This window comes from Kitasatospora acidiphila (assembly GCF_006636205.1).
In the GTDB taxonomy this organism is placed as follows: Bacteria; Actinomycetota; Actinomycetes; order Streptomycetales; family Streptomycetaceae; genus Kitasatospora; species Kitasatospora acidiphila.
In genome coordinates this window covers 4,167,561-4,193,172 of the sequence record NZ_VIGB01000003.1, presented here as the reverse complement: position 1 = coordinate 4,193,172, position 25,612 = coordinate 4,167,561, and the positions used below count along the sequence as shown (strand labels likewise).

Genomic DNA, 25,612 nt, shown 5'->3' with positions numbered 1-25,612 from the left:
TCACGCCGCCGTCCCTGCGCCTCGCGCCGATCAGCACCAACGCCGGAGAACCGTGACGGCGGCTGCCAACTTCCGTGCTGAAGTTAGCCGTTGCCATACAGAAGGCCCCTGTCAGGGCTACTTCCTGATACAGCACGTGACGGCCACAACAACAAGATCGGCCGAAACCATGAGAACGTAGTGAGAACTATCTGACAGTCAATTGAAAGTCGGTCAGCCTGCCTGGCGTACACGCCAGAAGCATGACACCCGGCGAACAACCTCGGCCGCTCGTTACAGGCATCAGGTCGGCAGGAGCCGGGGCAGGGGCCGTGCTCGGGTCGGGTACCCTCGGGATCACCACATCGGGGTGCAGGACGGCCAGCTGCTGTCCGGCGTCGGTGATGTGGGCTTCGAGGATCGCGTCCTGAACCAGGCGGATGCTGGATGATGTGCCTCGGCACACATTGACGGTGAGGGTGGCGCCGGGCGGCGAGGCCTGGTCGGTGGCCAGCACGCCGCGACACCGAGGCCGCGCAGGCCAAGCTCCAGGGCCACGTCGGGGCGACCGTCCTCGGCCTGGACGACGTCGATGCCGACGGCCGACCGGTCAGCTCCATAGGACAGTAGGGGCAGCGGCCAGGCCTCATCCGGCGCGCAGGCGGGCCACCGGGCCGGCGAAGGGGGCAGCCCGGTCCTGGAGGAGGCCGAGGGTACGCTGACGTGGCTGCTCGACCAGTCGGCGCTCCGCGTCGGTGATGAACCCGAGGCGGCGGCTGTGGACGTACTCTTCCTCGTCCTTGAAGGCGTAGCTGGACAGGTCGGTCCGCGCTGCTGGGCCGGCACGGCGGAGGTGAACTTCGGCTGCGGATCCGCGAGCTGAACGCAATCGCCGGGTTGACCGCCACTACGACTGGGCAATGATCAGTTTCACTACCGACGACACCCTCGTGCCCGGCCACGAGGAGGGACACGGCTTCCTGCTCGTTCGCCGTCACCGCGACACCCGCGAACTGTCCGTCTACCCATCCCGCTCACACGGCGGCGAACTGCTCAATCTCCTGCGAGCCACCGTCTTGACCAAGCCGCCCCGCGACCTGCCGCACATCCTGCGCTGGTCACGTTGGCGCCGCTGTCACCAAGCCACCAGCCACCGCCGCTGGAACGACCTCACCGCAGCGGCCACCATATGATCACCGAGCACAAAAAATCACGCTCTACAGCTGCCGTGTCAGACCTCCCCGCGAATGTACTGCCCTGTCCCGATGCACATGCGGAGAGCTGGACTCAATCGCCGCTGAACTCAACAGCTGCCCACGCAAGGCGCTCGACTGGGAAGCCTCAGCCGAGCGCCTGCCTAATTTATGCAGTGGCTGTCCAGTTGCCCGGATATTGGTCGACCTTGGCTCCATTGTTGGTGGAAGACTGATACACCTCTAGCATCTGTCCAGTGTCATAGTTCTGAAAGCGGGAATACCCTGAGCCGTCCGTGAGTTCAGTCCACCAAGAATTGGTCGCGCTATCGCATGGATTTTGTACGACACTCGCCCCTACTGCATAACTCGTGACATCGAGACACTGCCCGCTGTTCTGGTTTACCAGTTGGTAGATGTATGCACCATTTGGGGCGGCGCCCAGGTAGTTGAGTGACCAGAGCTGTGTGAGGGTTTGATTGCATCCCCACTGGTCGACAGCAGCACCGGCGGCGGTTGAGGAGTAATAGACCTCAAGGCACTTGCCGCTGTTCTTGTTCACGACCGTGGAGCCGACGAACCGGTTGTGTGGGATTGCGGAATTCGGCTTCAGATGAGGCGTCGAAAGGGACGAAGCGCGCTCCGCGCGAATCGGCGCCGCATTCGCCGGAATAGCAATTCCCAGTACGGCGGCAGCGGCTGCTAAGGTCACTGGAAGCGAGTAGACCAATTTCTTGTTGCGAATCATTCGTTTCTCCTGTTTCCCTTGGCTCGACTTCTTGGCGGAGAAGGCGAGTTCGGCATATGGAGGATGGGGTTGCCGATAGCAAGATTTAGCACCCGACTCGCCATCACGAAGAACAGTGTTGCGGAAAATGGCGGCAAGTTCGGCATGGACTCTGGGCATAGCGAACGTTTCGATCCAAATTGAGCCGCCTGGACCCCCTTCTTCTTTGCAGGCTGATGGAGTTTTAGAGCATGGCATTCGAGGGCGGCTGACGTCTCCCTGATTCTATACATTGTGACTCATGTCACAATTCTGATATTGAAAATCGTACACATTCTGCATAATTGTGCCTATCAAACAATTTCTCTCAATTCCAACAAGTCGGATTTTGATGTTCGCGAGCCTCAGGAGTAACACGAGTCCCGTCATGCTGTGCCGAGTCGGTTGAATTGATGGCGCTTCTGGCGGATTTGACCAGCTGTAATATCAAAAGTCCCGATGCAATTGCTGGCAGCCCTCACTGCACTGTGCGGTTGGCTGTGGCCGATGACCGGGGACGCCATTGCATGGCGCGCGTCGCCGCCGAGAAGGTTGCGTCCGTGGCGGATGGCGTGAGCGCGCTGACGGTAGAGGCTGTCACGTAACCCCGTCGGCGCAGCAGCATTGGCCTGGTCATGCAGGTGCTGTCGGCGGAGCGTCGTGAGCTCATCGAGGTGTTCACCGGGCTGCGCCCGGCCCAGTTTCGGCGCCTGGTCCATGCGGTGAAGTACCGCGGCGGCGATCGCTGGATCCTTCCAGGCCTGGCCGACTGTGGGCACTGTCCATGGAGGACCGGGTACTGCTGGTGGCCGTCTACTGCCGAACGAACCTGACGATGCGCCAACTGGCTCCGCCGTTCGGCACCTCCCATGCGACGGCTCATCGGATCATCGGCCGGCACAGCCCCTCCTGCGTCCGCCGGGAGCCCCCGCATCAGCGCCAGGAGGCAGCGGCTGCCAGCGGAGCCGGGCTCGCCGGGGCGGAGCCAGAGTCCTCGGGCATCGAACCCGTAGAATCGCCGGAGGTCGGATTCGAGGTCGCCCCACCGCTCGAGGGCGCAGTGGGGGCGCGATGAGTTCCCCCAGGCCCGCACCCCGCTCAGGTACTTCGACCAGGGCTAGCGCGCCAGCTCCACAACGTCGGAGTGGGCGGGCCGGGCCGCCATCAGCTGCTCATAGCCATCCGCCCCGAGCAGCCGTCGGCCCATTTCCGCCACCGCGGCCACCAGGTCGGCCGGCAGCGTTGACTCCGAGCCGAGCACGGTAACCACCAGGCCTGCGGCCTCGGCCTGCTGCTCACCCTTCGACTGCGCGGCCGCCACCAACTTGCTTAGCAGAAGCGGTAGATACGGGATGCCGATCAGCGGCTGCCACACCTCCGACCGCAGCTCCGCCGGAATCACTGCCACCTGCACTCCGCCGAGCACGATCGGCTCCTCCCCGACCGTTACTCAGCCTTCGCGGCCAGCGCCTTGGCTGCGGGCGGCAGCCAGGCGGCGGGCGCGCGCGGCGCTCAGGTCGATCCCAGGCATCGGCACCATGTGTCATGGACAGCACAGGGCGCCAGCGGCTCAGGCGTGCTCCTCGCGTCGGCTCACATAGCCGTCGCCGACTTGGGCACAGAGTTGCTTGGCACCTATGGGCAAAGGGGCGGCCAGGTGTTGCATGACGGTCAGGTGGTTTTCGTCGGTGATCCCATTGTGGTTGAGGAGCCAGAGAACTGAACCGACCTCATCCGCCAGTGCTTGTCCCTGCTCCTGGCATCGCGCAGAGAGCGTGTCGAAGGCGCGCGTGTAGTCGGCCTCGCTGCCGAGGTTCGGTGTCTTCGCTGCCACGTCCATGGCGCGGAGCTGCACTGCCGGAGATGGGTTCATGATGGGTGGCCTGGCCTTCCCAGGGAACAGAGTCACGCCAAGGGCAGCCCCGGCTGCGACGACTACGAGCGTGGTGGGGATCAGCCAACGCCTCTTCCGACGCTGGTCGTGCCCGGTGACTCCGTCGTCCGTCGCAAGCTCAGTCCAGTCCGTCATAACGGGCACCTTTCCAGGCGCCTACTACGCTTGCGCGCGATCGCGGTGGTCGTGACACACAAGTTACCGGCAGGCAGCTGTGGCGGCCCCGTACGGTGCCGTGATCCGTCAGAGGGCGCTGCGCTGCCGATCGCTTGCTCTGACAGCAGACCGAAGCTGGCGGCGAAGATCCCGGTCGAAGGCTCAGCGCCGCAGGGCCTCCAGCGGCTCTATACGTGCTGCGCGCAGCGCTGGGTACAGACCGGCGAGCAGCCCGACGGTGCTGCCGACGAGGGGGGCCAGGAGGACGGTGGCAGGTTCGATGATGGCGGTCCAGTGGTTCGCGATCGCGATGGCGAGGACGCAGAGGACGCCGAGGCTGGTGCCGATCAGTCCGCCGAGTGTTCCCAACCCGGTGGACTCGGCGAGGAACTGGGCGCCTATGTGGCGGGGCCTGGCGCCAAGGGAGCGGCGGAGGCCGATTTCGGCGCTGCGTTCGAGGACGGACACGAGGGTGGTGTTGGCGATGCCCAGCGCGCCGACAGCGAGGCAGATCGCGGCAAGCAGTAGGAAGAGGCTGGACAGGTCGGTGCTGACCTGGTCTCGCAAGGTGTGGGGGTCAGGCGGCGGCACTGATTCGAGCAGTTGTGGATGGTCTGGGCGCAAGGCCAGTGGGACCTGGCGGGCAATGGTCTGGGCAGCTCCCAGGCGGACATGGACGATGGCTTGGGCGGGTTGGTCCGTTGGTGGGCCGTAGATGCTGAGTGCGGTGTTGCTCGGGATGATCATCCCCAGGAGTGCTTCGGGTAGACGCTGGGTGTCCGAGATGATTCCCACCACGCTGTAGGCGGTGCCGTTCACGAAGACCGCAGGTTGGTTGTCGAGCCGGTTGATTCCGAGGGAACGTGCGGCAGCCGCACCAAGGACGCACACGCGCTCGCTGCGGCTCTGGTGGAAGGTGTTGAACAGAACGCCGCTGCCGACGGTCGGCTGCATGGCTGCTAGCGCGCCGGGACTGGCGGCGTAGAAGCCGATGTCGGTCCCTTGGCTTGCTTGCGGTGATGGGGAGCTGAGGAGTGGTCGGCTGCTGATTGTCGGATTGTGCAAGGGCACGGTCCACCAGAGCCCTCCGGCGATAACTCCGTTGAGGGCGGCCAATCGTGCGTCCGTGTCGGCGGGAAAGCTCAGCGAGGATCCGCCCGGCGAGTCAGTACGGCTGGAGATGTGGGTGTCGTTGACTGTCACGGTGCTGGCCTTGAGGACGCTGAACGACTTGCCGATCTGTCCGGCTGCGGTGGTGGTGAGTGCCAGCACAGCGACGAAGACGCCTACTCCCAGGACGGTACCGAGCATGGTCAGGGCGGACCTGGCAGGCCTTTGCACCAGACCGTGGGTGGCCTCTGCGGCAAGGTCTCGAGCCAGGAGGCGCGTGAGTTGGACTGGTCGGTGCCGCGTGTGGCGGAGAGGCGTCACGGCGACACCTCGACGCCGTTCCGGGGTCTGGTCGAGCAGTTTGAGCGCAGCCGGCCATCGAGGATGCTGATTTGACGATTCGCGCGGGCAGCGACCGCCTGGTCATGGGTGATGACGATGACCGTGACGCCTTCAGTGTTCAGGTCTTCGATCAGGCCCAGCACCGCATTGGCGGTGCTCGAGTCCAAGTTGCCCGTGGGCTCGTCGCAGAGCAGAAGCTCGGGTTTGTTGAGCAGAGCACGGGCGATGGCTACTCGCTGACGCTCACCGCCGGAGAGCGTGTTCGGCAGCGCGTCCAACCGGTGCCCAAGGCCGACTCGCCGCAGTACCGCGGCAGCGTCCCTGTACCGGTCGCGGCGTCGTACCGTCACATAGAGCTGCGCCAGCATCACGTTCTCCACCGCGGTGCGGTGAGGCAGTAGATGAAACGCCTGGAACACGAAGCCGATCTTCCGGCCGCGCTGTGCAGTGCGCTCCGCATCGTCCAGCGCGGCGACGTCGAGCCCGGAGAGGCGGTAGGTTCCCGAGGTTGGTCGATCCAAGAGGCCGAGGAGGTTGAGCAGGGTGGATTTCCCCGAACCGGATGGCCCGGTGACGGCCAAGTACTCCCCATGAGCAACTGTCAGGTCCGTGGCGTGCAGGGCAGACACGGGTGGGCTGCCGGGATATGTCTTCGTCAGTCCGGAGAGTTCAATCGTGGGCGGCGGTGTAGTCGTGTCAGAGATAGTCATTGGCCGACCACCACACGATCGCCGGCCTCGAGATGCCCGCCGCTGCTGGGTGTCACCTGGACCAGGCCGTCGGCGGACGGACCCACTGTCACGTCGATGCCATGCTGCCTGCCGTCCGGTCCGACGGCAGTGACACTGGTGTGCATGTTGGCCCCGGCGGATATGGCTGCCTCGGGGACGGCGAGGACCGGGTCGGACGTGGTTGCGGCGGTGATGGTGATACGGACGTCCTGGCCCGCCCACGCGGTGTCCCAGGCGCGATCGGGCTTGACCGCCAAGGGCAGGTAGGCGGCACCTCCGTTGACCGGTACCGGCACATCTCCAGTCGGTTGTCCGGAAGTTGGCTGGGTCCCCGAAGAAGGCTGGTTTCCGGGGGTGACCAGACTTCCGACCGAGTCAACGGTACCGGTGGCCTGCAGTCCCTTCGCCTCGGCCGTGATCTGCACGGGCATCCCCGGCTTGACCAGGCTGCCCTGGGATGGGTCCAGCATGCCCGTCAACTCCATATCGCCACGTGCGAGAGTGACTATGGGCCCCTTCACGCTGTCGCCGACCGCGAGCGGGAGAGAAACCACGCGTGCGGGCAGGGATGGCACGTATACGCATTCGGAGGCGGGCAGCATCGGACCATCGACCGCTTCTGCTTGTGCCAACGCAACTTCGGCTTGGGCGAGTTGTTTCTGAGGCTCCGTCACATCCGTGGCCGGGCCCACTGCCTTCGGCGGAGGCGGTGCTGCTCCGGGTGAAGGGCTCGCAGAACCGAGCGTGCCGGCTGCGGACGCTGGACTGATGGAGCCGCTCGGGAGCGCGGGAGTACCACCGCTCTGGTCGGTCGTGCCCTGATGCTCTGCCGACTTGAGGGCCGACCGCGCCTGTTCTACCGCCTGCTGGGCGGTCCTGACGGCATTCGCCGTAGCAGCGCCCGTGACCGGGACGGGGTAACCCATCGTCTTGTAGAGCTCGCTGACAGCATGCTTGGTCCCGGACCCGAAGAGCCCAGGCTGATCCGGGCTGGAACTGTGGCCGAGTTTAGCGAGCGCTGTCTGAAGCTGCTGGACGTCGTGGCCGGACTCGCCTGGAGTGAGATCCCGGTACATGGGGATCGAGCCTGGGAGAGCGAACACTGGTCGTCCTGAGTACTCCACCAGCGGACTGCCTGCGTTGACCTGGTCACCAGTTTTGACGAAAAGTTGAGTGACCATTGCGGTCGAGCCGCCCGGGTTGTCCGCAGTGGACGCGACGGAGGTGGGGCTGGCCGCCACGGTCTTGCCGTCGGCGAAGGACCCTCGCAATACCACAGTGCTGGTGAGCACTTGCGACACTACCGGCGCGGTGATGAGGCTGGCCTTCGGCGCCCGAGTGTCGGCGGCAGCCTGTGCAGGCGACTGCACGAACGTCGAGCCCACCAGGCCGCCGGCGGAGATCAGCGCGGCGGCGGCAGCCGCGAACACCATTGCACGACGAGGCCGCACGAGCCTGCGGCCGGCTGTCTCTCCCGCCTCGCCCCCTTGAGGATCTGGCTGTTCCGTCTCTGTCACTGCGCTCGTTTCCGCTCCACTCGGCGCCTGGCTTTCGTTCAACGGCCCACGACTGCTGCTGCGGCCTTGACCGCATCGGTGATCTTCTGCCGCTCCTCGCTCAGCGCCAACTGATTGCTCTCAACCAGTTGCTGCTGGATTCCCGACTCGGCTTTGAACCATGTGGTGACGAGATTGGTCTTCGCCTTGCAGTCGATGTCGTCCAGCGCGACCGTGATCTCGGCCGAGCTCGGGCCCTGTGCGCTACCTGTGCGGGGAGCGAGGTTGGCAGCGTTGAATGGCAGGTCGACGGTGAAACCCTTCTGGGCCATGCACGTTGACCACTGGTGCAGGGCCTCTTGCACCGCCCGGTCGGCCTGGGAGCGGTTCAGGCTCTCGACGTTCAGGTGAGACGGAAGGCTGGTGTCAAGCCTGCCGCCAACCTTGCTGAGGGACTCACCCTGGCAGCCGTCCTTGGGGATGGGCATACCGTTGGCAGCGGTGAGGGCAACCGCAGCGCCTGGTTTCAGCGCCACGTGACCGCTGAACACCGCGATTTCGGCATCACTCATCCGGGGCGTCGACGGTGGGCCGGAGGCTTCGTCTCCGAGACCGTATCCGAACTTCGCAGCTAGGTCGTGGTCGGTGATCCCGTAACGGCGAGACATATTGGTGTCGTCGTAGCTGGGTGCAGCCCCGGCAGCCGCAGGCGGGTCGAATGAGAATCCGAACCGGGCCATACAGTCGTGCTCCAGGTGCCGGACCGCATCTTCGATTGTTCTCGATTCAGGGCTGTTTCCATGTAGGCGGACAGCGGGAGCGAGAGCCCTTTGGCGAGGCCGCTTTGCGGGACCGCCGGCGGCAAGGCGGCTGCTGTCCCAGAAGGCCCCCCGCTGGCCGGTGCCGTGCCCGACCCGGCCGCGCTCGGCGCCTTACTACCCGCTGCGCTGGAGCAAGCGCTGAGTACGAGGAGTGCGAGGCTGATGAGCAGCGGAGTGAGCAGCCTCATCGTGGCGAGCTGCTCTTGCTGAGGTCCTGTTCGACCAGTCACGATGCTGTCTTTCCTCGAAAATGCGATGCTGTTGGCCGGAATTTCGGAGAAGCTCGACGCTGCCGGCCAGGCGCACACGCGCGGCGGGCAGCGTCGAGCGCTCAGGTCAGCTCCAGTGCTGGGAGGCGTTCTCGTTCCTCAGCCACGACTCCAGGTTGACGCCGTTGTTGCAGCCCCAGTCGCCGCTGATGTACTGGGAACTTCCCTGGTACCCAGTGCTGTAGTACACCCTGTAGTTCGTCGTCGATCCACAGGCCAGCGCCGAGGCTGCGTCGTTCCTTACAGGCTGACCGTCGCCACTGCCTCCGTTGCCGAACCGGTAGTTCCAGTAGGTGTTTGTACCCTCGGAAGTACTGACGTCGTAGCTGTAGTTGGACACATCACCATAGAAGTCCGACCGGGCACTGCCGGTGTATCCGTTTGCGTCCACCTGGCTGTAGAAGACGTACAGGACGCTGACGCCGTTCCAGCAGTCCGCCGTGTTGGCCGTATTGCAGTTGTTTGACACGTAGTTGTTGACCGTTGCGGCACTCGCAGGCGTGGACATCGCCAGCGGGCCAACCAATCCGACAGCTGCGGCGAACAGCCCCAGTGCTCGCGAAGCGCGAAGCGTGATCTTCATAGCACCCCGTTCTAATGATCGCTGCGTGAGCAGTCGGCCAAGCCACGGTGCGTGGACCATTGGCCAGGGCTCACGACTCCTGATACGAACTGGCAGGAAGTGCTGGTTGCTGAAGCCGGAAGGAAACGCCCCTGGATGCGGCATGTGCAGCATTTCTCCCGAGCTGCTGCGGAAAGCCCCCCGACTCCCGCCCCCCGCCGGGACCACAGGCCCGGCTATGACGGATTCTCATCACAGCCAACACGGAGTGTCAAGCTGTCGCTACGGAAAGCGGGCACTCTAGGGCGTAGCAGCCTCTTCCCGGTCCGCACGGTTCATGTCCGACATGGCAGCCCGGTGCGCCGCGCGCCGAAGCGGTTCACAGGGGGCAACTGGCCCTGGCCAGAGGCCATTTCAGAGAAAACGGTAGCGTCGAGCGCGAACCATCGCCTAGCTTGGTGTTGCACGCACCGTGGAGACCAAGGGCACGTCCGCTCTACCTGACGCCCAGTCAAGCCTGCTCCGGTAGCTGGTTCGTCGCTGATGAATCGTTACGTCAAGCAGTTGGCCGGCCCGGGCTGACTTCTGATGGTGATGCCTTCAGGCGTCTCGTCTGCGGTTCAATCGCGTGCAGGCGCGACTGAGTGACGACCGATCACCAGGAATGGATGCAACTCACGAGTACCTGCCGGGACTTATGCACGAATCCGCTCTGGCAGGGCGAGGGTCTGATCTCGACCAAAGGTTCACGTCCGCTTGGCGGGTCGTGGAGTGGCGTGACTGCGCGCGTCCTCGTGTCCCTTCTCCTCGGCGGTTCCACTGACTGAGATGGATTCGAGGGGAATTGATGCGACGCAAGCGACGAAGTACGTTTCTGGCAGCTGTATTTGCTCTCCTGCCGGGTCTGGCAATCGGTCTGCCGAGTGCGGCTTATGCCGTGCCGGTGAGCCAGACGACAACAGCGCAACCATCAGGAGGGACCAGCGGTCAGCAGGGAGCCCCATCCGGATCCTCCAAGGTCACCGATCCGGATTCGTCACTGCCCAAGGGCTGGAAGTCCTCCGGCGACCGCGCGGTAACAACCAGCGGCGACCAGACAGGGCTCCACGTCCTGGTCGCGGACAGCGGGCAGTCCTACCAATGGCGCACCGTGGCCACCCTCTCCGAACCGATCGCGGCCGACCTGTGGATCGGCAACGCGTGCGTGACCGCATCCGGCAAGCGAGCAGCAGTCGTGTACGCCCCACGAGGGTTCACCAACACGCCCGACCTGATGCAACGAGGTGCGTTCGCGGCGATAGTCGACCCGGAGACCGGGGCTGTCACCAAGCTGCCTGCCCAGGTGTCCCTGGCCTACTTCAACCCCGGCTGCGGCGCGGGGGAGGATGTGGTCTTCACTCAGGGCGGTGACACGGATCTGGGCCAGACGAGGCTGCTGAGGTTCGATGCTTCGAATGGCAAGCAGCTGACGGCAACTACGGTGCCGGGCCAGCTCACCTCGGCCGTACCGGTGAAGGGCGGCGTGGTCGCCGCAGCCGGCGCCCACCTCGAGCGCATCGACAATGCCGGCAACAGCCAGATCCTGGCCACTACCAGCCGTCCAGCCTTCTCCATCCACCCGGACGCCGAAGGCGGCATCACCTACATGGACACCGACGGTACGACGAGCACCGCAAAGCGCTTGTCCCAGAACAGAGTTGTCGAACTCGCCCACGGCAAGCTCGGCAGCCTCAACCTCACGGCGGGCGGCGGGGGCACGGTCTTCCTCACCGGCCGCCCGGACGCCGTATCCGCCCTGCCCACAGTGGTGAAGCGCCTTGGCGTTGGCTCTGATGTCCAGGTCTCCACCGAGGGCGCGCTCGTCATCGACCAGGCAACCTCCGCCCGCGTCAGAGCCATGGCGAGCAACCCACTCGACCCGCCAGTCGATGGCGTCCGAGGGCCGGTGCAGATCGACACCGAGGTGCCGGCCACCGGCAAGAAGCTCACCTTCAGCTTGACCGCGGACAGTCCGGCCAGTAGCTCCGGACAGCTCACATCACCCGCATTGGCCAATGCGCAAGGAACGCAGGCCACTGGCGGCAAGGCCGCGCCGAACGCGAAAGCCGGCAGCACCACTACGTCCTCGGCCGCCGGCAGCGCCACCTCGACCATCGACGACGACCGAGGCTGCTCCATCCCCCGCAACGACCCCACCCAGCAGGCATACCAGCCCACCGGCGGGCAGGTCGAGTGGGCCGCGGACATGGCGATCCGCGGCGACCTCACCAGCAGCTGGGTTCGCCAGGGGGGCTGGCGCACGCTCGAAGGTCTGGGCACCGTCGACCCCCAGGGCATGTTCCCACTGCCCGCTCTCTCCGGCGGCGGTCGCATCCCCGCCCAGGTTCTGCTCGGCGTCCTTGCTCAGGAGTCGAACCTCTGGCAGGCCGAAGGCGGAGCCATTCCCGGCCAGTTCAGCAACCCCCTAACCGGCAACTTCTACGGCCTGCCGACCAGTTCCAACGCCCCCGATCCTTGGCTGATCGACTGGACGAAGGTCGACTGCGGTTACGGCATCGGCCAGCAGACCGATGGCATGCACGGTCCCAACCAGCTCCGTCCCGGCGACGTGGTGTGGCCCGCGAACTGGCAGAAGGCTGTCGCCCTCGACTACACCTCCAATATCGCGGTCGCGGCCCAGACCCTGGCCAACAAGTGGAATGAACTGCAGGACCCGCTGGGATCCGTCAAGATCAACAACAACGACCCGTCCGTCATCGAGAACTGGTTCGCCGCAGTCTGGGCCTACAACGCCGGCTTCAACGAGTACCAACCCGGCAACCCGAGTGCACCATGGGGGCTGGGCTATCTCAACAACCCGGCCAACCCCATCTACCCGCCCACCCGTACCCCCTTTCTCGATGGCAACCACTACGCCGACGCCGCGCATCCGCAGAACTGGCCCTACGAGGAGAAGGTCATGGGCTGGGCGGCCTGGCCCATCGACACCGGCCGCTCCTACGACGATAACGGCAACCTCAACCACGGAAGCACCGCTGGCTATGCTGCTGCGTGGTGGCTCACCAGCGGCGATCGGACGCTGATCAAGCCGAGCCTGGACACCTTCTGCAACGCCGCCAACAACTGCGACGTCATGGCACCGCCGGGATGCGAACTCAATCACGTCGGCGACCCGAGTTGCGACACCCCCTACTGGTGGCACAGTACGGCCACGTGGAAGGACTGCAGCACGGGCACCTGCGGCCACGAGACGCTCACCTACAAGACCCTGCGCACAGAGCCCGGCAACGGTGCCACCGGAGCACCCGACTGCCGCGCCGTCGGCAGCGGCGGTGACACCCCGCCCGCCGGTTCCCTGATCATCGACTCCGTCTCCGGCGCAACACCACCGTTGCGTCCGGGGTGCACCGTCAGCTGGACCGACGCCGGCACACTCAGTTTCAACTTCCAGCCTGACACGAACGGCAACTACGAAGCCAAGGCCGATCTTCATCAGATCGGCGGTGGTTTCGACGACCATTTCTGGTACACCCATACCCGCGGTTGGCAGGACCCCGACCCGAACTCCACGAACCCCAACCCTTCGTTCGTCCAGACCACCGCCAGCGACCTGTCCGTGGACCCGCCGCGCCCCACCGGGCCCATGGCAATCACCGGGACCTGGCAGTTGAACCGGCCGATCAACGCCTGGACCAGGGTTTTCGTCCACCTTCCCGACAGTGGTTCGCAGACCCAGCAGGCGATCTACACCATCCACCTGGGAGACGGCACGACCGAAAATCGGACCCTCGACGTCTACTCCAGCAGCAACCGCTGGGTGAGCCTTGGGGTGTTCAACTTCGTTGCCGGCAGCGACATCCAGGGGGTAGAACTGTCCAACTACACCCAGGACGGCATCGGAGCGGGCGGCGAGGATATTGCATGGGACGCCACTGCGTTCCAGCCGCTGCCCAACAAGCCCAAGGACTTCGTCGTCCAGATGGGAGACTCCTACTCCTCCGGCGAGGGCGCCCAACCGTACCTCGACGGCACCGACGTCGGTCCCTATGCCAATCTGAACACCCAAACGTCACCCGGCCGCAGCTGGGACGCTTGCCGTCGCAGCCAGAATTCCTTGATCAGGCTCACCACCCTGCCGGGCCGGTCCGCCACCATCGGCACCCTGGCCGACAGCAACGACAACAGCCTCGACTACCACTCCACAGCGTGCTCCGGTGCCTTCACCTACAACGTCGGCAGCGCAGGGGCGGCGGACAGCAAATTCCCCAGCGCACGGGGTTGGGGGGTGATCGGCCAGCACCATGAGGTACCACAGTTGACCGCGGGTTTCCTGGACGCGAACACGACCTTGGTCGAGCTGACGGCCGGTGGCAACGACGCGGGGTTCAGCAATGTCATCCAGGCTTGCGCCGAGCTCGGCTGCCCCGACGATTCCAAGGTCAAAAGCGGCATCACCGCTATCCAGCAGCCCCTTCAACAACTGCTGGAGGCCATCAAGGCCAAGGCGCCGCACGCGAAGATCGTCTTGTTGGGCTATCCGGAAATCTTCGACCAGCCGTTGGTCGGCCTGAGCTGCAGCGTGATGCGGCCCGCACCTGCTGGCCAGCTGAACGGGTACTCCGATCTCATGCGCGACACCCAGCAGCAGGCAGCTGCGGCCGCCCAGGCCGACGGAACCCCGGTCACCTTCTACTGGCCGAACACGGAATTCGCCAACGCACGGATCTGCGACACCGGAGCCGGCATCAACGACCTGGTCGCGGCCCCGTCTACCACGTCCGGCGCTGACTTCTCCTGCCCCGGCAGCGTCCTGCCCTGTCCCAGTATGGAGAGCTACCACCCGAACAACACCGGCACCAGGCTGTACGCCAAGGCGTTGCAGAACGCGCTGGCGGCCGCAGGGTATTAGCTGAGTAGCCCAGCTCCGCACAACGTGCCCTCCGGGCCGGGGCCCCTGTGGGTCCCGGCCCGGAGGAGAGGAAGCAAGTGAAAGCCCTTCGGATCTCCTGTCTGACACTCTCCGCCGCCCTCCTGATCTTCGTAGCTATAGCTGGCACTCAGCTCTACCGGGAGCGCACGACAGCCGACCACAACCGAAAGTCTGCGACCACAGCGGCCGTGGACGGCGCTCGCGCCTTCAGCGTCAAACTCGTTCCGGCACTCGCCGCCGGGCCGCTGACGGCGAGATCGCTCGACGACCTCGCGCGAGGGACACCAGTCAGCTACGTCAGTGCTTTCTCCGACGGTGCGTCAGTTACCGTCGGCTTCATGTCCACTCAGACGTACGCGGACCCACCGGGCTGGAGTCCAGCCCTTGTCAGGCTCTGTTACCAGGACATCATCGAACCAGCCAGCACGACGTTCACCAGCCGCCTGTCGTCAATCCCCTGCTCGACACTGCCTAAGCCCATGCAACCCAATGCCGAGGTCCGAGTGGGTTGACCGCCAGGTTCGTGAGCTCCTGGCGGTGGAGGTGGACCTGGCGGCCCGGTGCCCGACCCATTAGCGGCGAAGTTCGCCAGCTACCGCGAACTGTCCCGCACCGGGGTCCACGACAACGCCCCCGGCCCGCTTCAGCGAGTCGCCAGCCTCCGAGCGGACGGTGGACTGGTGGCACCGGGCCTGGCCCGGTAACCCCGCGAGGGCACCGTCGGTGACTCCGGTGCGCACCGACTGTTGTGGCGTGACAGCTGTCGCAAGGTCAGGTTGGCGCCCTGCGGCTGTGACTTCCCTTCGAACCGATACCGCCATGCTGTCCCACGCGGTGACAGCCAGCGGCCATACGCGAGCACGACTTTCGAGCCGTGCGAAGAAGGCCTAGACACCCGGCTCACCGTCCTTCCGGCGCAAGCAGGCGTGGCGCTACGCCCAGACGGTGTCACGCAGACCTACGCAATCGCTCCACCAGACCCCGGAGGCTGCTTGCGGGATGATGGTTTGCTCCGCTGGCCACGGACGTACTCCCGGGCGGCGTCCCGGAGGAGCCGGGCGGTGGCTTCCGCGCCTTCGTGGGCGGTCTGGGGCATGACGGACACGTACATGTCCGTGGTGGTGACGACGCTGGCGTGTCCGACCTGGTGCTGGATGACCTTCAAGTCGACGTGGGCGCTCAAGGCCATGCTGGCGGCGCCGTGGCGGAGGTCGTGAAGCCGTACCGGCGGAAGGTTATGGTCGCGCACCAGTTGCTGGAAGACGTGCCCCACGTGGTCGGGCGCCAACGGGCCGCCCCGGGGGTCGGCGAAGACGTATCCGCCGTCACCCACTTGTCGCCCGCTGCGGTCTTGTCGGCCTCCTGGCGGCGCTGCTGGGCCCGCAGTGAGCGGATGGTGTCGTGGTCGAGCGCGATCTGGCGTCTACCGGCTCTGCTTTTCGGCTCGCAGACGGTGATCACTCCGCCCGCGAGCTTCTGCAGCTGACGCTCCACAGTCAGCACACGGCGGTCGAAGTCGATGTCGCTCCAACGAAGTGCGAGCGCCTCACCGCGACGCAGGCCCCGGGTCGCGTACAGGCGGTAGAGGGTGTGCAGGCGGTGATCGCTGATGAGGTGGAGGAACTGCGCTGTCTGGAGTGGCGTCCACACCGCGACCGCGGGGCGCGCGCCGGTCTGGCGCCACTGATCGACGAGGGAGTCTGTCCAGCCGTGCGGCTGCGGGCGCCGCTCCCTGGGCAGATCGAGATCGCGGGCCGGGTTGTGGTCGATCAGCCCGGCGTTGACCGCGGCGGCGAGAGCCGCGCGCAGCGATGCCTGGATGCGCCGAACTGTGCTCGCGCTGAGCGGCTTGCGGCCGGCGGCGATGTGCTTCTGCGTGATCCTTGCGAACGCCAACTCGATGTCCGCGTAGGTCAGTCCGCGCAGGGGAACCCGCCCGAGCAGTGGAGCCAGGTACTGCTCGACGTGCCTGCGGTAGCCGCGCACGGTCGTCGGACGAAGGCGTTCATCGGCGCCCGTCAGCCACCGGTCCAGCCACGTGGCGGTACTCAGCCGGGAACGCCGCCGAGCCGCGGGTTCGGTCAGCCGCCGCAGTGCATCCTGCGCCGCTCTCTTGGTCGGGTATCCGCCCTGGCGCAACCGCGAGCGCGGGTCCTCCTGAGTTGCCCAGACTGGGAGTGAGACGTACCACGCCCCGTGACCGCGCTGCGAGAGCTTCGGGCACCGGCTACCGAGCTGACGCCCGCTGTGGGTGTCCCGGCAGCCACAGCGCTTGAAGACACTCCCGCCACCACGCACAGCAACCTCCCTGAGGCTGATCCGTTCCTGGCTCCCAAGTTGTCGAACGGATGGGCAGTGCAGTGGCGGTAGCTCGTATACGTTCGCTCAAGAGGTGGGCTTTACCGCGGTTCTGCGGACAGTGGCGCTCCTCATGTGGCATGAGCGGACCACGCCACGTGCCCCGGCTTGCCCCACGGGAGGCCGACGCGGTCGAGACAGGCCGACAGGGGTGCCCCGGCTGCCCCAGGCGGGACCACTTCAGTCGGCAAGTTAGGTACTGAATTGTCGAATTCCGCCAAGTTTGGAACGCCGTATCGCGTGGCCCTCCGGACCCCCAAGCCCTGGGTCTGCCATCCAGCCTGTGCCTCCAGCGCCGCCGCCTGCGGCTCGATCCCGCGAGGGCTGATGTGTCCACGGTGTGTCCGGACGCCTTCGGATGATCCGGCACGACGCGGCATGAAGCTGATGTGCACGCGACAAATAGTGCCCCGATGAGTGCGGCCAACGGGAGGTCGATGGCCCCTGACCTGGGCAAATATCGGACTGGCCGGCACAAGTTGGCACGGCGCGTCACGTCGCTGTGCGGCCCACGCTGGGGATTCCTGCCCTCTTTTAATCCGTAGGTTCAGGGTTCGAGCCCCTGGCGGCCCACCTGGAACGAGGGCGTCAAACCCCTCTGACCTGCAGCGCAGCACCCCGGCCAGCTTCTCTGGTTCAGGGTGCTGTCGCGTTTTCGGGCCGCATGCGTGAGCGTTTCAGGGGGAACCACCGGGCCCTGTCGATGGCCGACATGCCGGCCTGACTACGGCTCGGCCGCAGGCCTCGGTTGCCGTCACGGATGCGGTGGAGGGCGGGTTGCACCTCGGGCCCCTGATGCGTGTGGAGGGGCGGTCCACGCGATCGGCAGCTGTGGGACCCGGGCGTCCTCCTGTGCGGGGGAGCCCTTTGCCGTGGTGCTTGCCCGGCTTCGTCGCGGAGTCCAGCCGGCGGGTGTGATGGTGGCGCGGGTCGGCTTTTGGTCAGGACATGGCAAAAGGCCGTCAATGTGACGTGCCACACGTGGAAATGTCGTCGTTCGTATCCAAAAGGGAGGACTGACGGCATGGCCGGGTGCGACGAAACAGGTCATTCCACCTGCTGGACACACAATCTGAGTTATTGACAGATCTAACGCAGTCTCAGATAGCTTCGGGTTGCTGATCCTGAGGGGGACAACGATGAGCGAATCAATGCGTGTTGCTGATGTGGCGAATGGGGCGGAGCCCTTCGAGCTGGCGCGGCTGCTCCACCCGGTCGACCTGGCGGACTTCCGGCAGGAGTACTGGGAGCGGAAGCCGCTGCTGGTGCAGCGGGAGGACCGGGACTACTACGCCGAGCTCATGACCCTCGCCGAGTACGACCGGATGCTCAGCCTCGCAGGGGGAAACCTGGAGCATCTCCGGGTGGTGCAGGACGGCAAGGAGACACCGGTGTCGGAGCTGGGCTCCGGCAGCTCGGAAACCGCTCTGGAGTCCGTGTACGCCCGGTACCGCGACGGTGCCACCATCGTCATGAACTCCATTCAGGCCCGGTTCGCGTCGATGAACCGTCTGACGCGCTCGCTCGGCTCCGAGATCGGCGCCCGGATCCAGGTGAACTCCTATCTGACGCCGGCCACCTCGCGTGGTTTCGCGCCGCACTACGACACCCACGACGTCTTCATCGTCCAGGTGTACGGGAGCAAGCGGTGGCAGCTCTTCGAGTCCCCGCTGGCGCTGCCGCTGCGCTCCCAGCCGTTCGACCGATCCCAGGCCGAGCCGGCACTGGCCCAGGAGTTCGAGCTGCGGGCCGGGGACGTGCTGTACCTGCCGCGCGGGACGGTGCACGCCGGTACCGCCACCGGCGAGGCCTCTCTGCACCTGACCGTCGGAGTGCACCCGATCCTCTGGGCGAACGTGCTGGCCGAGGCCATGCAGCAGCTGGTCGAGACGGACGTCAGGTACCGGGCCGGCCTGCCGATGGGCTTCACGAACAGCGCGGAGATCCAGCGCCGGCTGCGGGAGACCGTGGCGGAGCTGGCCGCCGAGCTGCCGTCGAAGCTGGCACTGGACGACGCCGTGGCGAGGACCATCACCCGGGGGGTCGCGATCAACGCGCCGGTCCTGCAGGGGCACCTGCTGGACCTGGAGCGCGTGGACGAGGTGTCGCTGGAGACCAAGCTGCGGCGCCGCCCGGACCTGCAGTGGCGCCTCACGGTGGACGAGGAGACGGTTCACCTGTCCTTCCACGGCAAGACCGTGCGGCTGCCCGCCCATGTGGCCGACGAGGTCAGGTACGCCGCCCACGAGAGTGGCGCTCCGCTGACCGCTGCGGCCATTCCTGGCGAGCTGGACGAGCCCGGCCGCCTGGTGCTGGTCCGGAAGCTGCTCAGCGAGGGCTTCCTGACCTTCGCCTGACGAGCTGCGGGGCCGCCCGGCGAGCCGCGCCGGGTGGCGCCCTGCCGACGCTGTCGCTGACATCCACCGGCTGTCGCTGATACCCCGGCTGTCGCTGACACCCCGGCGGTTGCCGTCGTCCACGGCCGTCGCCGTCATCCCGGGTCGTCGTCATCCACAGTCGTTGCCGTGATCCATTGCAGGTCGTCACCGAGCGGGGAGGGAGGAGGAGAACCATGGCGGATCAGGCCCAGGCGGACGAGCCCACCTCGGTGCCCGTGTGGCGGGTGCTCGCCCTGTTCCGCCCGCACTTCGGCCGGGTGGCGGCCATGTTGACGCTGGTGCTGCTCTCCTCGGCCGTGGCGATGGCCTCGCCGTTCCTGCTGCGGCAGATCCTGGACGTGGCGCTGCCGGAGCGCCGGATCGGCCTGCTCAGCATGCTGGCCGGGGCGATGGTCACCGTGACCGCGGTCAGCGGAGCCCTTGGCGTGTTCCAGTCCTACCTGTCGACGGTGATCGGACAGCTGGTCATGTGCGACCTGCGGTCCGCCGTCTACACGCACCTGCAACGGCTGTCGCTCTCGTTCTTCACCAGGACCCACACCGGCGAGGTGCAGTCCCGGATCGCCAACGACATCGGCGGCGCGGACACCGTGGTGACCAGCGTACTCACCGGCCTGGTCGGCAACGCCGCCAGTGTGGCCGCCAGCCTGACCGCGATGATGCTGCTCGACTGGCAGCTGTCGCTGGCCTCGTTGGCGCTTCTGCCCTTCGTCATCTGGGTCAACCGGCGGGTGGGCCAAGAGCGTCGGGCCCTGGCGACGGAGCGTCAGGAGCAGATGGCGGTGCTGTCCACTCTGGTGGAGGAGACACTGTCGATCTCCGGCTTCCTGCTCGGGCGGCTGATGGGCCGCAGCCGCCAGCTGAGTGAGCGGTTCGCGGCGGAGTCGAAGACGCTCGGCGAGATCGCCGTCCGCACCACCATGGCCGGGCGGTGGCGGCAGTCCGGCCTGCAGGTCGTGGTCGCCGCCATGCCGGTGCTGATCTACTGGGTCGCCGGCCTGGTCGACGGTCACGGTTCCGCGGCGATCACGGTCGGCACCCTGGTGGCCTTCACCACGCTGCAGCAGTCCCTGCTCAACCCGGCTATCCAGCTCATCCAGCTCGGTACGGCGGTGCAGGTCTCGCTGTCGCTCTTCGGCCGGGTCTTCGAGTACCTCGACCTGCCGGTGGAGGTGTCCGAGCCCGGCGACCCGGTTCCGCTGCCGCGGGCGCGCGGCGACATCAGGTTCGAGAACGTCTCCTTCGGCTACGGCGAGAACCCGGTGCTGCGCGACATCACGATCGACGTTCCGGCGGGGACGAGCCTGGCCGTGGTCGGTCCGACCGGCGCCGGCAAGTCCACCCTCGGCTACCTGGTGCTGCGGCTCTACGACGCCACCGTCGGCCGGGTGACGATCGACGGGGTCGATGTCCGGGACCTCGACTTCGCCACGATCTCGCGCACCGTCGGGATGGTGTCGCAGGACACCCACCTCTTCCACACGAGCGTCGCCGAGAATCTGCGGTTCGGCAAACCCGACGCCACCGAAGCGGAACTGGTCGCGGCGGCCGAACTGGCCCAGATCCACGAGCTGATCGCAGGGCTGCCCGACGGCTACGACACGGTCGTCGGCGAGCGTGGCCACCGCTTCTCGGGTGGGGAGAAGCAGCGGCTGGCAATCGCCCGGACGATGCTCAGGAACCCGCCCGTGCTGCTCCTCGACGAGGCCACCAGCGCACTGGACACCCGCACCGAGCGAGCGGTCCAGGAGGCCCTGGCCGAGCTGGCGAAGAACCGCACCACCATCACGATCGCCCATCGGCTCACCACGATCGAGAACGCCGACCAGATCGTCGTCCTGGGCCGGGGACGGGTGCTGGAGCGGGGCACGCACCAGGAACTGGCCGCCCTCGGCGGCGAGTACAGCGCACTGCTGGCCGGGACCTCCCGGGTGGCGACCGTGGCCGGCAGCTGAGGAGGCGTCATGGCACAGGCCTTCGGATGGCAGATCGCCGAGCACCGGCTCGACAACGGATTGCGGGTCACCGTCAGTCGGGACGCCCGAGGGCCGGTGGCCGCCGTCAACCTCTGGTACGACGTCGGATCGCGCGACGACCCGGCCGACGGGCACGGCTTCGCCCACCTCCTGGAGCACCTGATGTTCGAGGGGTCGGCGCAGGTCGGCCGTGGTCAGCACAGCGCCATGCTTGCGGCCGTCGGCGGCGCGGAGGTCAACGCGACGACCAGCATGGACCGGACCAACTACTTCCAGACCGTGCCGACGAGCGCGTTGGACCTCGCCCTCTGGCTGGAGGCGGACCGGATGGGCGGCCTGGCGCTCTCCCCGGAGGTGTTCGACAACCAGCGTGCCGTGGTCAGGAACGAGCGGGCTCAGCAGTACGAGAGTCAACCGTACGGGCTGTGGTTGGAGTTCGGGCTGCCACTGGTGTTCCCGGGCGACCACCCGTACCGGCGGCCGTCGATGGGATCGCCGGACCAGCTGGACCGGGCCGGCCTGGCCGCGCTCGACGCCTTCCGGCGGACCCACTACTCGCCCGGAAACGCCGTGCTGACCGTGGTCGGCGATGTCGAGCCGGAGGCGGTGTTCGACGCGGCGGACAGGTACTTCTCCGGCATCCCGGCGGCTGAGCGGGAGGTCGAGCGGGAACTGCCAGGGCATGTTCCGGTCGAGAGCCGGCCGCTGCCGGGCCGGTCGGTGCGGATGGTGGTCGACCGGAAGGCGTCGGCTGAGCGCGTCTTCGTCATGCACCGGATCCCGCCGGCCCACACTGCCGACCACGACGCGCTGACCGTGCTGGCCGCAGTGCTCGGCCGCGGGCGCGGTTCCCGGTTCCACCGGGAACTGATGGCGAACCAGGAACTCGCACGCGCCGAGGAGAAGACCGCGTTCGCGTGGGAGCTGGCGCGCGGATCGTCGCTCTTCGCCACCGGGATGACGGTGCATCGGGGAGTTCCAGTCGCAGAGTTGTTGGCGGCTCAGGAGGTGCTGCTGGACGAGCTGGCCGCCACCGCGGTGCGTGACGAGGAGCTCGAGCGGGCGAAGGCGGTCCTGGCGGCCGGCTGGCTTCGGTCGCTGACTCCCTTCGGTGCCCGGGCCGACCTGCTGGCGCGGTATGCGGTCCAGCTCGGCGAGGCGGCTGCGATCCGGGAACGGCAGGCCCGGATCGCCGCGGTCTCGGCAGCGGATCTGCAGCGCGTCGCCGTCCGGCACCTGCGGCCGGAGAACCGAGTTGTCCTGATCCTCCGTCCGGACCCAGGAGCGTGATCCCGTGCACGTCGACCTGAAACCCGGGCCACCCGCGACGCGAGTCGCGCGGCCCTACGTCTTCCCCGAGGTGATCCGCCGCGGTCCGCTGATCGCGGCCGACCTGCCCGGGTGCCCCATCGGGTACGCCGCGCTGCTCTTCGACCACGGGGTGCTGCACGAGCCGGCCGGCAAGGAGGGCGTGCTCCAGCTGCTCTTCGCGGCGGTGCGCGAGGGTGGGGAGCGGCTCGGGCGGGACGAGCTGGCCTTCGAGCTGGAGGGGATGGGGGCCACCTGGTCCACGACGGTGGGGGACGACTTCGTCCTGGTCGCCACCGTCGCGCCGACGGCTGCCCTGGTACCGGCCGTGCGTGTCATCGCGGAGACCGTGCGCCGTCCCCGGCTCGCAGCGGATGCGGTCGCCCGGATCCGGGACGGCCAACTGTCCGCCCTCGCCGCGAACTGGTCGAAACCCGGTCGGCGCCAGGAGGCCGCGCTGGCCCGGGTGCTCTACCAAAGCGGACGGCAGGCCGTGCCGCTGCGCGGGACGGTGGCCTCGGTGGGCTCGATCACGCCCGGCTTCCTGAGCGAGTACCACCGGCACCACATCGCCGGAACGGGCCGACTGGTGCTGGCCGGTGACCTCGCAGGCATCGACCTCGACATGGTCGTCGAGGCGGGCGCGGCGCTCGGCGGGCCGATGGCGCTCGGCGAGGCGGTGGCGGCCGGCGCCCCGCGGTCCGTCCCCCGGCCGGCCGTGGGGCGGGACTTCGTGGTCGTCGACCGGCCCGGTGCGGTGGGCGCGCGGATCGCGCTGGCCCATCATGTCCCGGTCGACGCCGCCTCCGTGCACGCTCCGCTGACGGTGGCGTGCCACGTGCTGGGCGGCACCACCCACTCCAGGCTGGCCCGGGAGCTGCGCGACCGCCGGGGACAGGTCTACGAGGTGTCCGCCGGACTGCAGCTGACCAGCCGATCGGGCGTCTTCTCGGTGCGGACGCAGACCGGCACCGAGACCGCCGGCGAGGTGGTCGCGACCGTGCTCCAGGAGATCGAGACCCTGCGCCGAGGCGGCGTCACGGCGGACGAGTTCGAAGCCGCTCGCGCCCTGCTGACCGGTCAGTTCCCGATCGCCTACCTCACGCCGCAGGCGGTGGGCATCGCCCTCGGCTGCCTGGCGTCGCTGGGCGGCACTGACGACTTCCACTCCCGGAAGTACCGAGAACTGGCCTCACTCGACCGGACTTCGGTGAACGAGGCCGCAGGAAACCAGCTGAGCAGTTCGGACCTGACCGTGGTGGTGGAGGGAGAGGCCCGGCCGTTGCTGGCGAGCCTGCACTCCGCCGGACTGGGTCCGGTCAGAACCGACGACGAAGGAAGGGCCTGACATGGCGAAATCGCTCAACCCGGAGGACATCACCGTGGTCCAGTCGGCCGGTGAATCGGTCGCGTCCCACGACCTGAGCAACGGGAACCTGGACGACAACGACAGTAACGACTCGGGCGGCGGCGACGCGGTCGAGTGGATGCGCCGCTACCGGGTCCGCGGCGGCGACGACACGGACTGAGCCCGGAAGGGCCCGCTCCGGCGCGGCCGCGTTCTTCGAGCTTTCGCAGTGTGCGAGGGCCTGCCGGCGGGTGTCCGGCGGCAGGTGCGACATGACCAGAGAGGAGGAAGAGATGGCGAAATCACTGAACCCGGAGGACATCACCGTGGTCCACGCGGCTGACGAGAGCGGGTCGGCCCACGACCACTCGGTGGGCAACCTGGACGACAACGACTCCAACGACGGCGGCGGCCACGACCGCTTGGCGTTCGCGGTGCACCAGTTCAACGGTGCGTTCGACGACACCGACTGAGTCGCCGGCCCGAGGAACCGGGCGCTTTCCGGGGCACCTGTGCCCGGGGGCGCCCGGTTCTGCCGTCTGGGTTGCGATCGGCTACTTAGTGGTCGGGGCCTCGCTTCCGAGCCTCCGCCGGTCTGGCGAATGCCGCAGCCGGGGTCAGCGCTCACGACCTGATGGTCCCTCTGATGCCTTACTCCGGCCGCCGGGGCCGCGGATCACGGCCACGATCTGAATGAGGCACGTGTGTGCCGAACGCCAACCAGAGGTGGAACGACCATGAGGGTGCTGCTGACGGTCCAGATGGACACCGAGAAGGCGAACAAGGCGATCACGGGCAAGACGCTGGCCCACACCATGAAGTCGGTCTTCGAGCGGATCAAGCCGGAGGCTGCGTACTTCGGAACGAAGGACGGGATGCGTACCGCCTACGTCGTCTTCGAGCTCGATGAGCCGTCCGACATCCCGACCGTCGCTGAGCCGTTCTTCCAGGACCTTGGTGCCAAGGTGACCTTCATGCCGGTGATGAACTTCGACGAGGTCCAGGCCGGCTTGCAGAAGGTCGGGGCGAGCTGAGTCTGACCACACCGACGAATGGCCCGCCCCCGATGCCGGGGTGCGGGCCATTCTGCGTCAGGCGTCAGACAAGGCGGATGCGCTCCGCCTGCGGGCCCTTCTGGCCCTGCACGACGTCGAACTCGACCTTCTGGCCTTCCTGCAGCTCACGGAAGCCCTGCGCGTCGATGTTCGAGTAGTGGGCGAACACGTCGGGGCCGCCGCCGTCCTGCTCGATGAAGCCGAAGCCCTTCTCAGCGTTGAACCACTTCACGGTTCCGGTAGCCATTGCTTGTCTCCTCTTCGAGGCGGTTGCCGGACCCGCACGATTGCGGGCCCACGCGGAGGTGATCGCCAAGGTCCGGAGAGGCATGTGCTGGACAGCAAAACGCCCGCGGCAACCACCGCGGGCGAACGACTTCGGAACCACGACTGCTCTAGCTACGACGCTACACCCGGGCCGAGCCCGCGGCACGGAGGCAATGCGCACGGATTCCTCGCCGAATATTCAGCGTGCCGCCCCACAGGCTGTGGACAACTGCGACGGGAAGCCCGCACGGCACCCCAGGGCGGGAGGTGCACCGAGCAGCGCTCGGCAAGAGGGCCGCAGGCCTCGGAATGCGGGCCCGCGTGGCCGCGCGCACCCTGGTTCCATGAGCGCATACATGTCCGCGACGGTCTTCTTCCACCAGCGAGTCGAGATCGAAAGCACCGTCTACCAAGGCGAGATGCAGGACCTCGAGGTCGCGATGGAGGACCAGTGGCTGCATGTCCGGGTTGAGGAAGACGGAGAACGGGTTCACAGCTTCCCCCTGTTCATGATCGCCTGCGTGGCTTGGGACAGGACCGAAGTGACTCCGCCCTTCGGCTCCCGCTGAGGGGCCGGGGTAGCCGCTGGAGAACCGCGGCATCAGCCTTTCCGTGGCTGCGGGCGGGCAACAGCCCTGCGGCGGCGCTCGGC

General features: G+C 66.9%; 25 protein-coding genes. 11 read left to right on the top strand and 14 right to left on the bottom strand.

All coding sequences use genetic code 11. From position 1 onward, the window contains the following. Window positions 1-187: 187 nt before the first annotated feature. A complete protein-coding gene (locus E6W39_RS19755) occupies window positions 188-496 on the bottom strand; it encodes a hypothetical protein (protein ID WP_141634652.1) in 309 nt (102 codons plus the stop codon). Between the two features lie 129 nt (window positions 497-625). Next, window positions 626-868: a hypothetical protein gene (locus E6W39_RS19750; RefSeq protein WP_141634651.1), complete on the bottom strand. Its 243-nt coding sequence runs from the start codon at window positions 866-868 to the stop codon at window positions 626-628. A 31-nt stretch (window positions 869-899) separates the two neighbouring features. Between E6W39_RS19750 and E6W39_RS19745 the strand changes: the two genes are divergently transcribed. Then, a complete protein-coding gene (locus E6W39_RS19745) occupies window positions 900-1,172 on the top strand; it encodes a hypothetical protein (RefSeq protein WP_141634650.1) in 273 nt (90 codons plus the stop codon). Between the two features lie 169 nt (window positions 1,173-1,341). Here the strand turns inward: E6W39_RS19745 and E6W39_RS19740 are convergent, their stop codons facing one another. Next, complete coding sequence (locus E6W39_RS19740; protein WP_181799351.1) at window positions 1,342-1,920, bottom strand: RICIN domain-containing protein; 579 nt, start codon at window positions 1,918-1,920, stop codon at window positions 1,342-1,344. 404 nt (window positions 1,921-2,324) lie between these two features. After that, the gene (locus tag E6W39_RS19735) at window positions 2,325-2,657 is read right to left on the bottom strand and encodes a hypothetical protein (protein WP_141634648.1); all 333 of its coding nucleotides are present in this window, start codon (window positions 2,655-2,657) and stop codon (window positions 2,325-2,327) included. Window positions 2,658-2,722: 65 nt separating this feature from the next. Here E6W39_RS19735 and E6W39_RS44215 point away from each other — a divergent pair, with 65 nt between their 5' ends. Then, a complete protein-coding gene (locus tag E6W39_RS44215) occupies window positions 2,723-3,013 on the top strand; it encodes a helix-turn-helix domain-containing protein (RefSeq protein WP_181799350.1) in 291 nt (96 codons plus the stop codon). 42 nt (window positions 3,014-3,055) lie between these two features. On the opposite strand, the gene E6W39_RS19725 is transcribed toward E6W39_RS44215, so the two are convergent. The 7 genes from E6W39_RS19725 to E6W39_RS19695 form a co-directional block, all read right to left on the bottom strand. Further along, window positions 3,056-3,364: a hypothetical protein gene (locus tag E6W39_RS19725; protein WP_141634647.1), complete on the bottom strand. Its 309-nt coding sequence runs from the start codon at window positions 3,362-3,364 to the stop codon at window positions 3,056-3,058. A gap of 144 nt (window positions 3,365-3,508) precedes the next feature. Next, complete coding sequence (locus E6W39_RS19720; protein ID WP_141634646.1) at window positions 3,509-3,967, bottom strand: hypothetical protein; 459 nt, start codon at window positions 3,965-3,967, stop codon at window positions 3,509-3,511. Between the two features lie 183 nt (window positions 3,968-4,150). Continuing rightward, complete coding sequence (locus E6W39_RS19715; RefSeq protein WP_141634645.1) at window positions 4,151-5,299, bottom strand: ABC transporter permease; 1,149 nt, start codon at window positions 5,297-5,299, stop codon at window positions 4,151-4,153. A gap of 116 nt (window positions 5,300-5,415) precedes the next feature. Next, window positions 5,416-6,150: an ABC transporter ATP-binding protein gene (locus E6W39_RS19710; protein ID WP_141634644.1), complete on the bottom strand. Its 735-nt coding sequence runs from the start codon at window positions 6,148-6,150 to the stop codon at window positions 5,416-5,418. Next, entirely contained in the window at window positions 6,147-7,604 is a 1,458-nt protein-coding gene (locus tag E6W39_RS19705; protein WP_141634643.1) for a peptidoglycan-binding protein, read from the bottom strand. The genes E6W39_RS19710 and E6W39_RS19705 overlap by 4 nt, the downstream gene beginning before the upstream one ends. A 122-nt stretch (window positions 7,605-7,726) precedes the next feature. Then, window positions 7,727-8,407: a hypothetical protein gene (locus tag E6W39_RS19700; protein WP_141634642.1), complete on the bottom strand. Its 681-nt coding sequence runs from the start codon at window positions 8,405-8,407 to the stop codon at window positions 7,727-7,729. A gap of 417 nt (window positions 8,408-8,824) precedes the next feature. Then, on the bottom strand, window positions 8,825-9,340 hold the full coding sequence (locus E6W39_RS19695) for a hypothetical protein (RefSeq protein ID WP_141634641.1): 516 nt from the start codon (window positions 9,338-9,340) through the stop codon (window positions 8,825-8,827). Window positions 9,341-10,166: 826 nt separating this feature from the next. Between E6W39_RS19695 and E6W39_RS19690 the strand changes: the two genes are divergently transcribed. Continuing rightward, entirely contained in the window at window positions 10,167-14,228 is a 4,062-nt protein-coding gene (locus E6W39_RS19690; RefSeq protein WP_141634640.1) for a golvesin C-terminal-like domain-containing protein, read from the top strand. 979 nt (window positions 14,229-15,207) lie between these two features. Here E6W39_RS19690 and E6W39_RS44210 read toward each other — a convergent pair. Then, complete coding sequence (locus tag E6W39_RS44210; protein ID WP_407658409.1) at window positions 15,208-15,522, bottom strand: tyrosine-type recombinase/integrase; 315 nt, start codon at window positions 15,520-15,522, stop codon at window positions 15,208-15,210. Next, complete coding sequence (locus E6W39_RS19685; RefSeq protein WP_220140235.1) at window positions 15,429-16,388, bottom strand: site-specific integrase; 960 nt, start codon at window positions 16,386-16,388, stop codon at window positions 15,429-15,431. The genes E6W39_RS44210 and E6W39_RS19685 overlap by 94 nt, the downstream gene beginning before the upstream one ends. A 1,370-nt stretch (window positions 16,389-17,758) precedes the next feature. Between E6W39_RS19685 and E6W39_RS19680 the strand changes: the two genes are divergently transcribed. From E6W39_RS19680 to E6W39_RS19650, 7 genes are all read left to right on the top strand, one after another. Continuing rightward, window positions 17,759-18,964, top strand: coding sequence for a cupin domain-containing protein (locus E6W39_RS19680; protein ID WP_181799346.1), 1,206 nt, complete (start codon window positions 17,759-17,761; stop codon window positions 18,962-18,964). A gap of 215 nt (window positions 18,965-19,179) precedes the next feature. Continuing rightward, complete coding sequence (locus E6W39_RS19675) at window positions 19,180-20,961, top strand: ABC transporter ATP-binding protein (RefSeq protein WP_181799345.1); 1,782 nt, start codon at window positions 19,180-19,182, stop codon at window positions 20,959-20,961. 9 nt (window positions 20,962-20,970) lie between these two features. After that, complete coding sequence (locus E6W39_RS19670) at window positions 20,971-22,272, top strand: M16 family metallopeptidase (protein WP_141634637.1); 1,302 nt, start codon at window positions 20,971-20,973, stop codon at window positions 22,270-22,272. Window positions 22,273-22,276: 4 nt separating this feature from the next. Further along, window positions 22,277-23,638 (top strand): M16 family metallopeptidase, encoded by a 1,362-nt coding sequence (locus tag E6W39_RS19665; protein ID WP_141634636.1) that lies wholly within the window; start codon window positions 22,277-22,279, stop codon window positions 23,636-23,638. 1 nt (window position 23,639) lies between these two features. After that, window positions 23,640-23,819 (top strand): hypothetical protein, encoded by a 180-nt coding sequence (locus E6W39_RS19660; protein ID WP_141634635.1) that lies wholly within the window; start codon window positions 23,640-23,642, stop codon window positions 23,817-23,819. A 112-nt stretch (window positions 23,820-23,931) separates the two neighbouring features. Next, complete coding sequence (locus tag E6W39_RS19655; protein WP_141634634.1) at window positions 23,932-24,111, top strand: hypothetical protein; 180 nt, start codon at window positions 23,932-23,934, stop codon at window positions 24,109-24,111. Window positions 24,112-24,375: 264 nt separating this feature from the next. Next, a complete protein-coding gene (locus E6W39_RS19650) occupies window positions 24,376-24,672 on the top strand; it encodes a DUF3303 family protein (protein ID WP_141634633.1) in 297 nt (98 codons plus the stop codon). Between the two features lie 64 nt (window positions 24,673-24,736). Here E6W39_RS19650 and E6W39_RS19645 read toward each other — a convergent pair whose 3' ends face one another. Then, window positions 24,737-24,940 (bottom strand): cold-shock protein, encoded by a 204-nt coding sequence (locus E6W39_RS19645; protein WP_141634632.1) that lies wholly within the window; start codon window positions 24,938-24,940, stop codon window positions 24,737-24,739. Window positions 24,941-25,304: 364 nt separating this feature from the next. Here E6W39_RS19645 and E6W39_RS19640 point away from each other — a divergent pair, with 364 nt between their 5' ends. Then, on the top strand, window positions 25,305-25,529 hold the full coding sequence (locus tag E6W39_RS19640; RefSeq protein WP_141634631.1) for a hypothetical protein: 225 nt from the start codon (window positions 25,305-25,307) through the stop codon (window positions 25,527-25,529). Window positions 25,530-25,612: the final 83 nt, after the last annotated feature.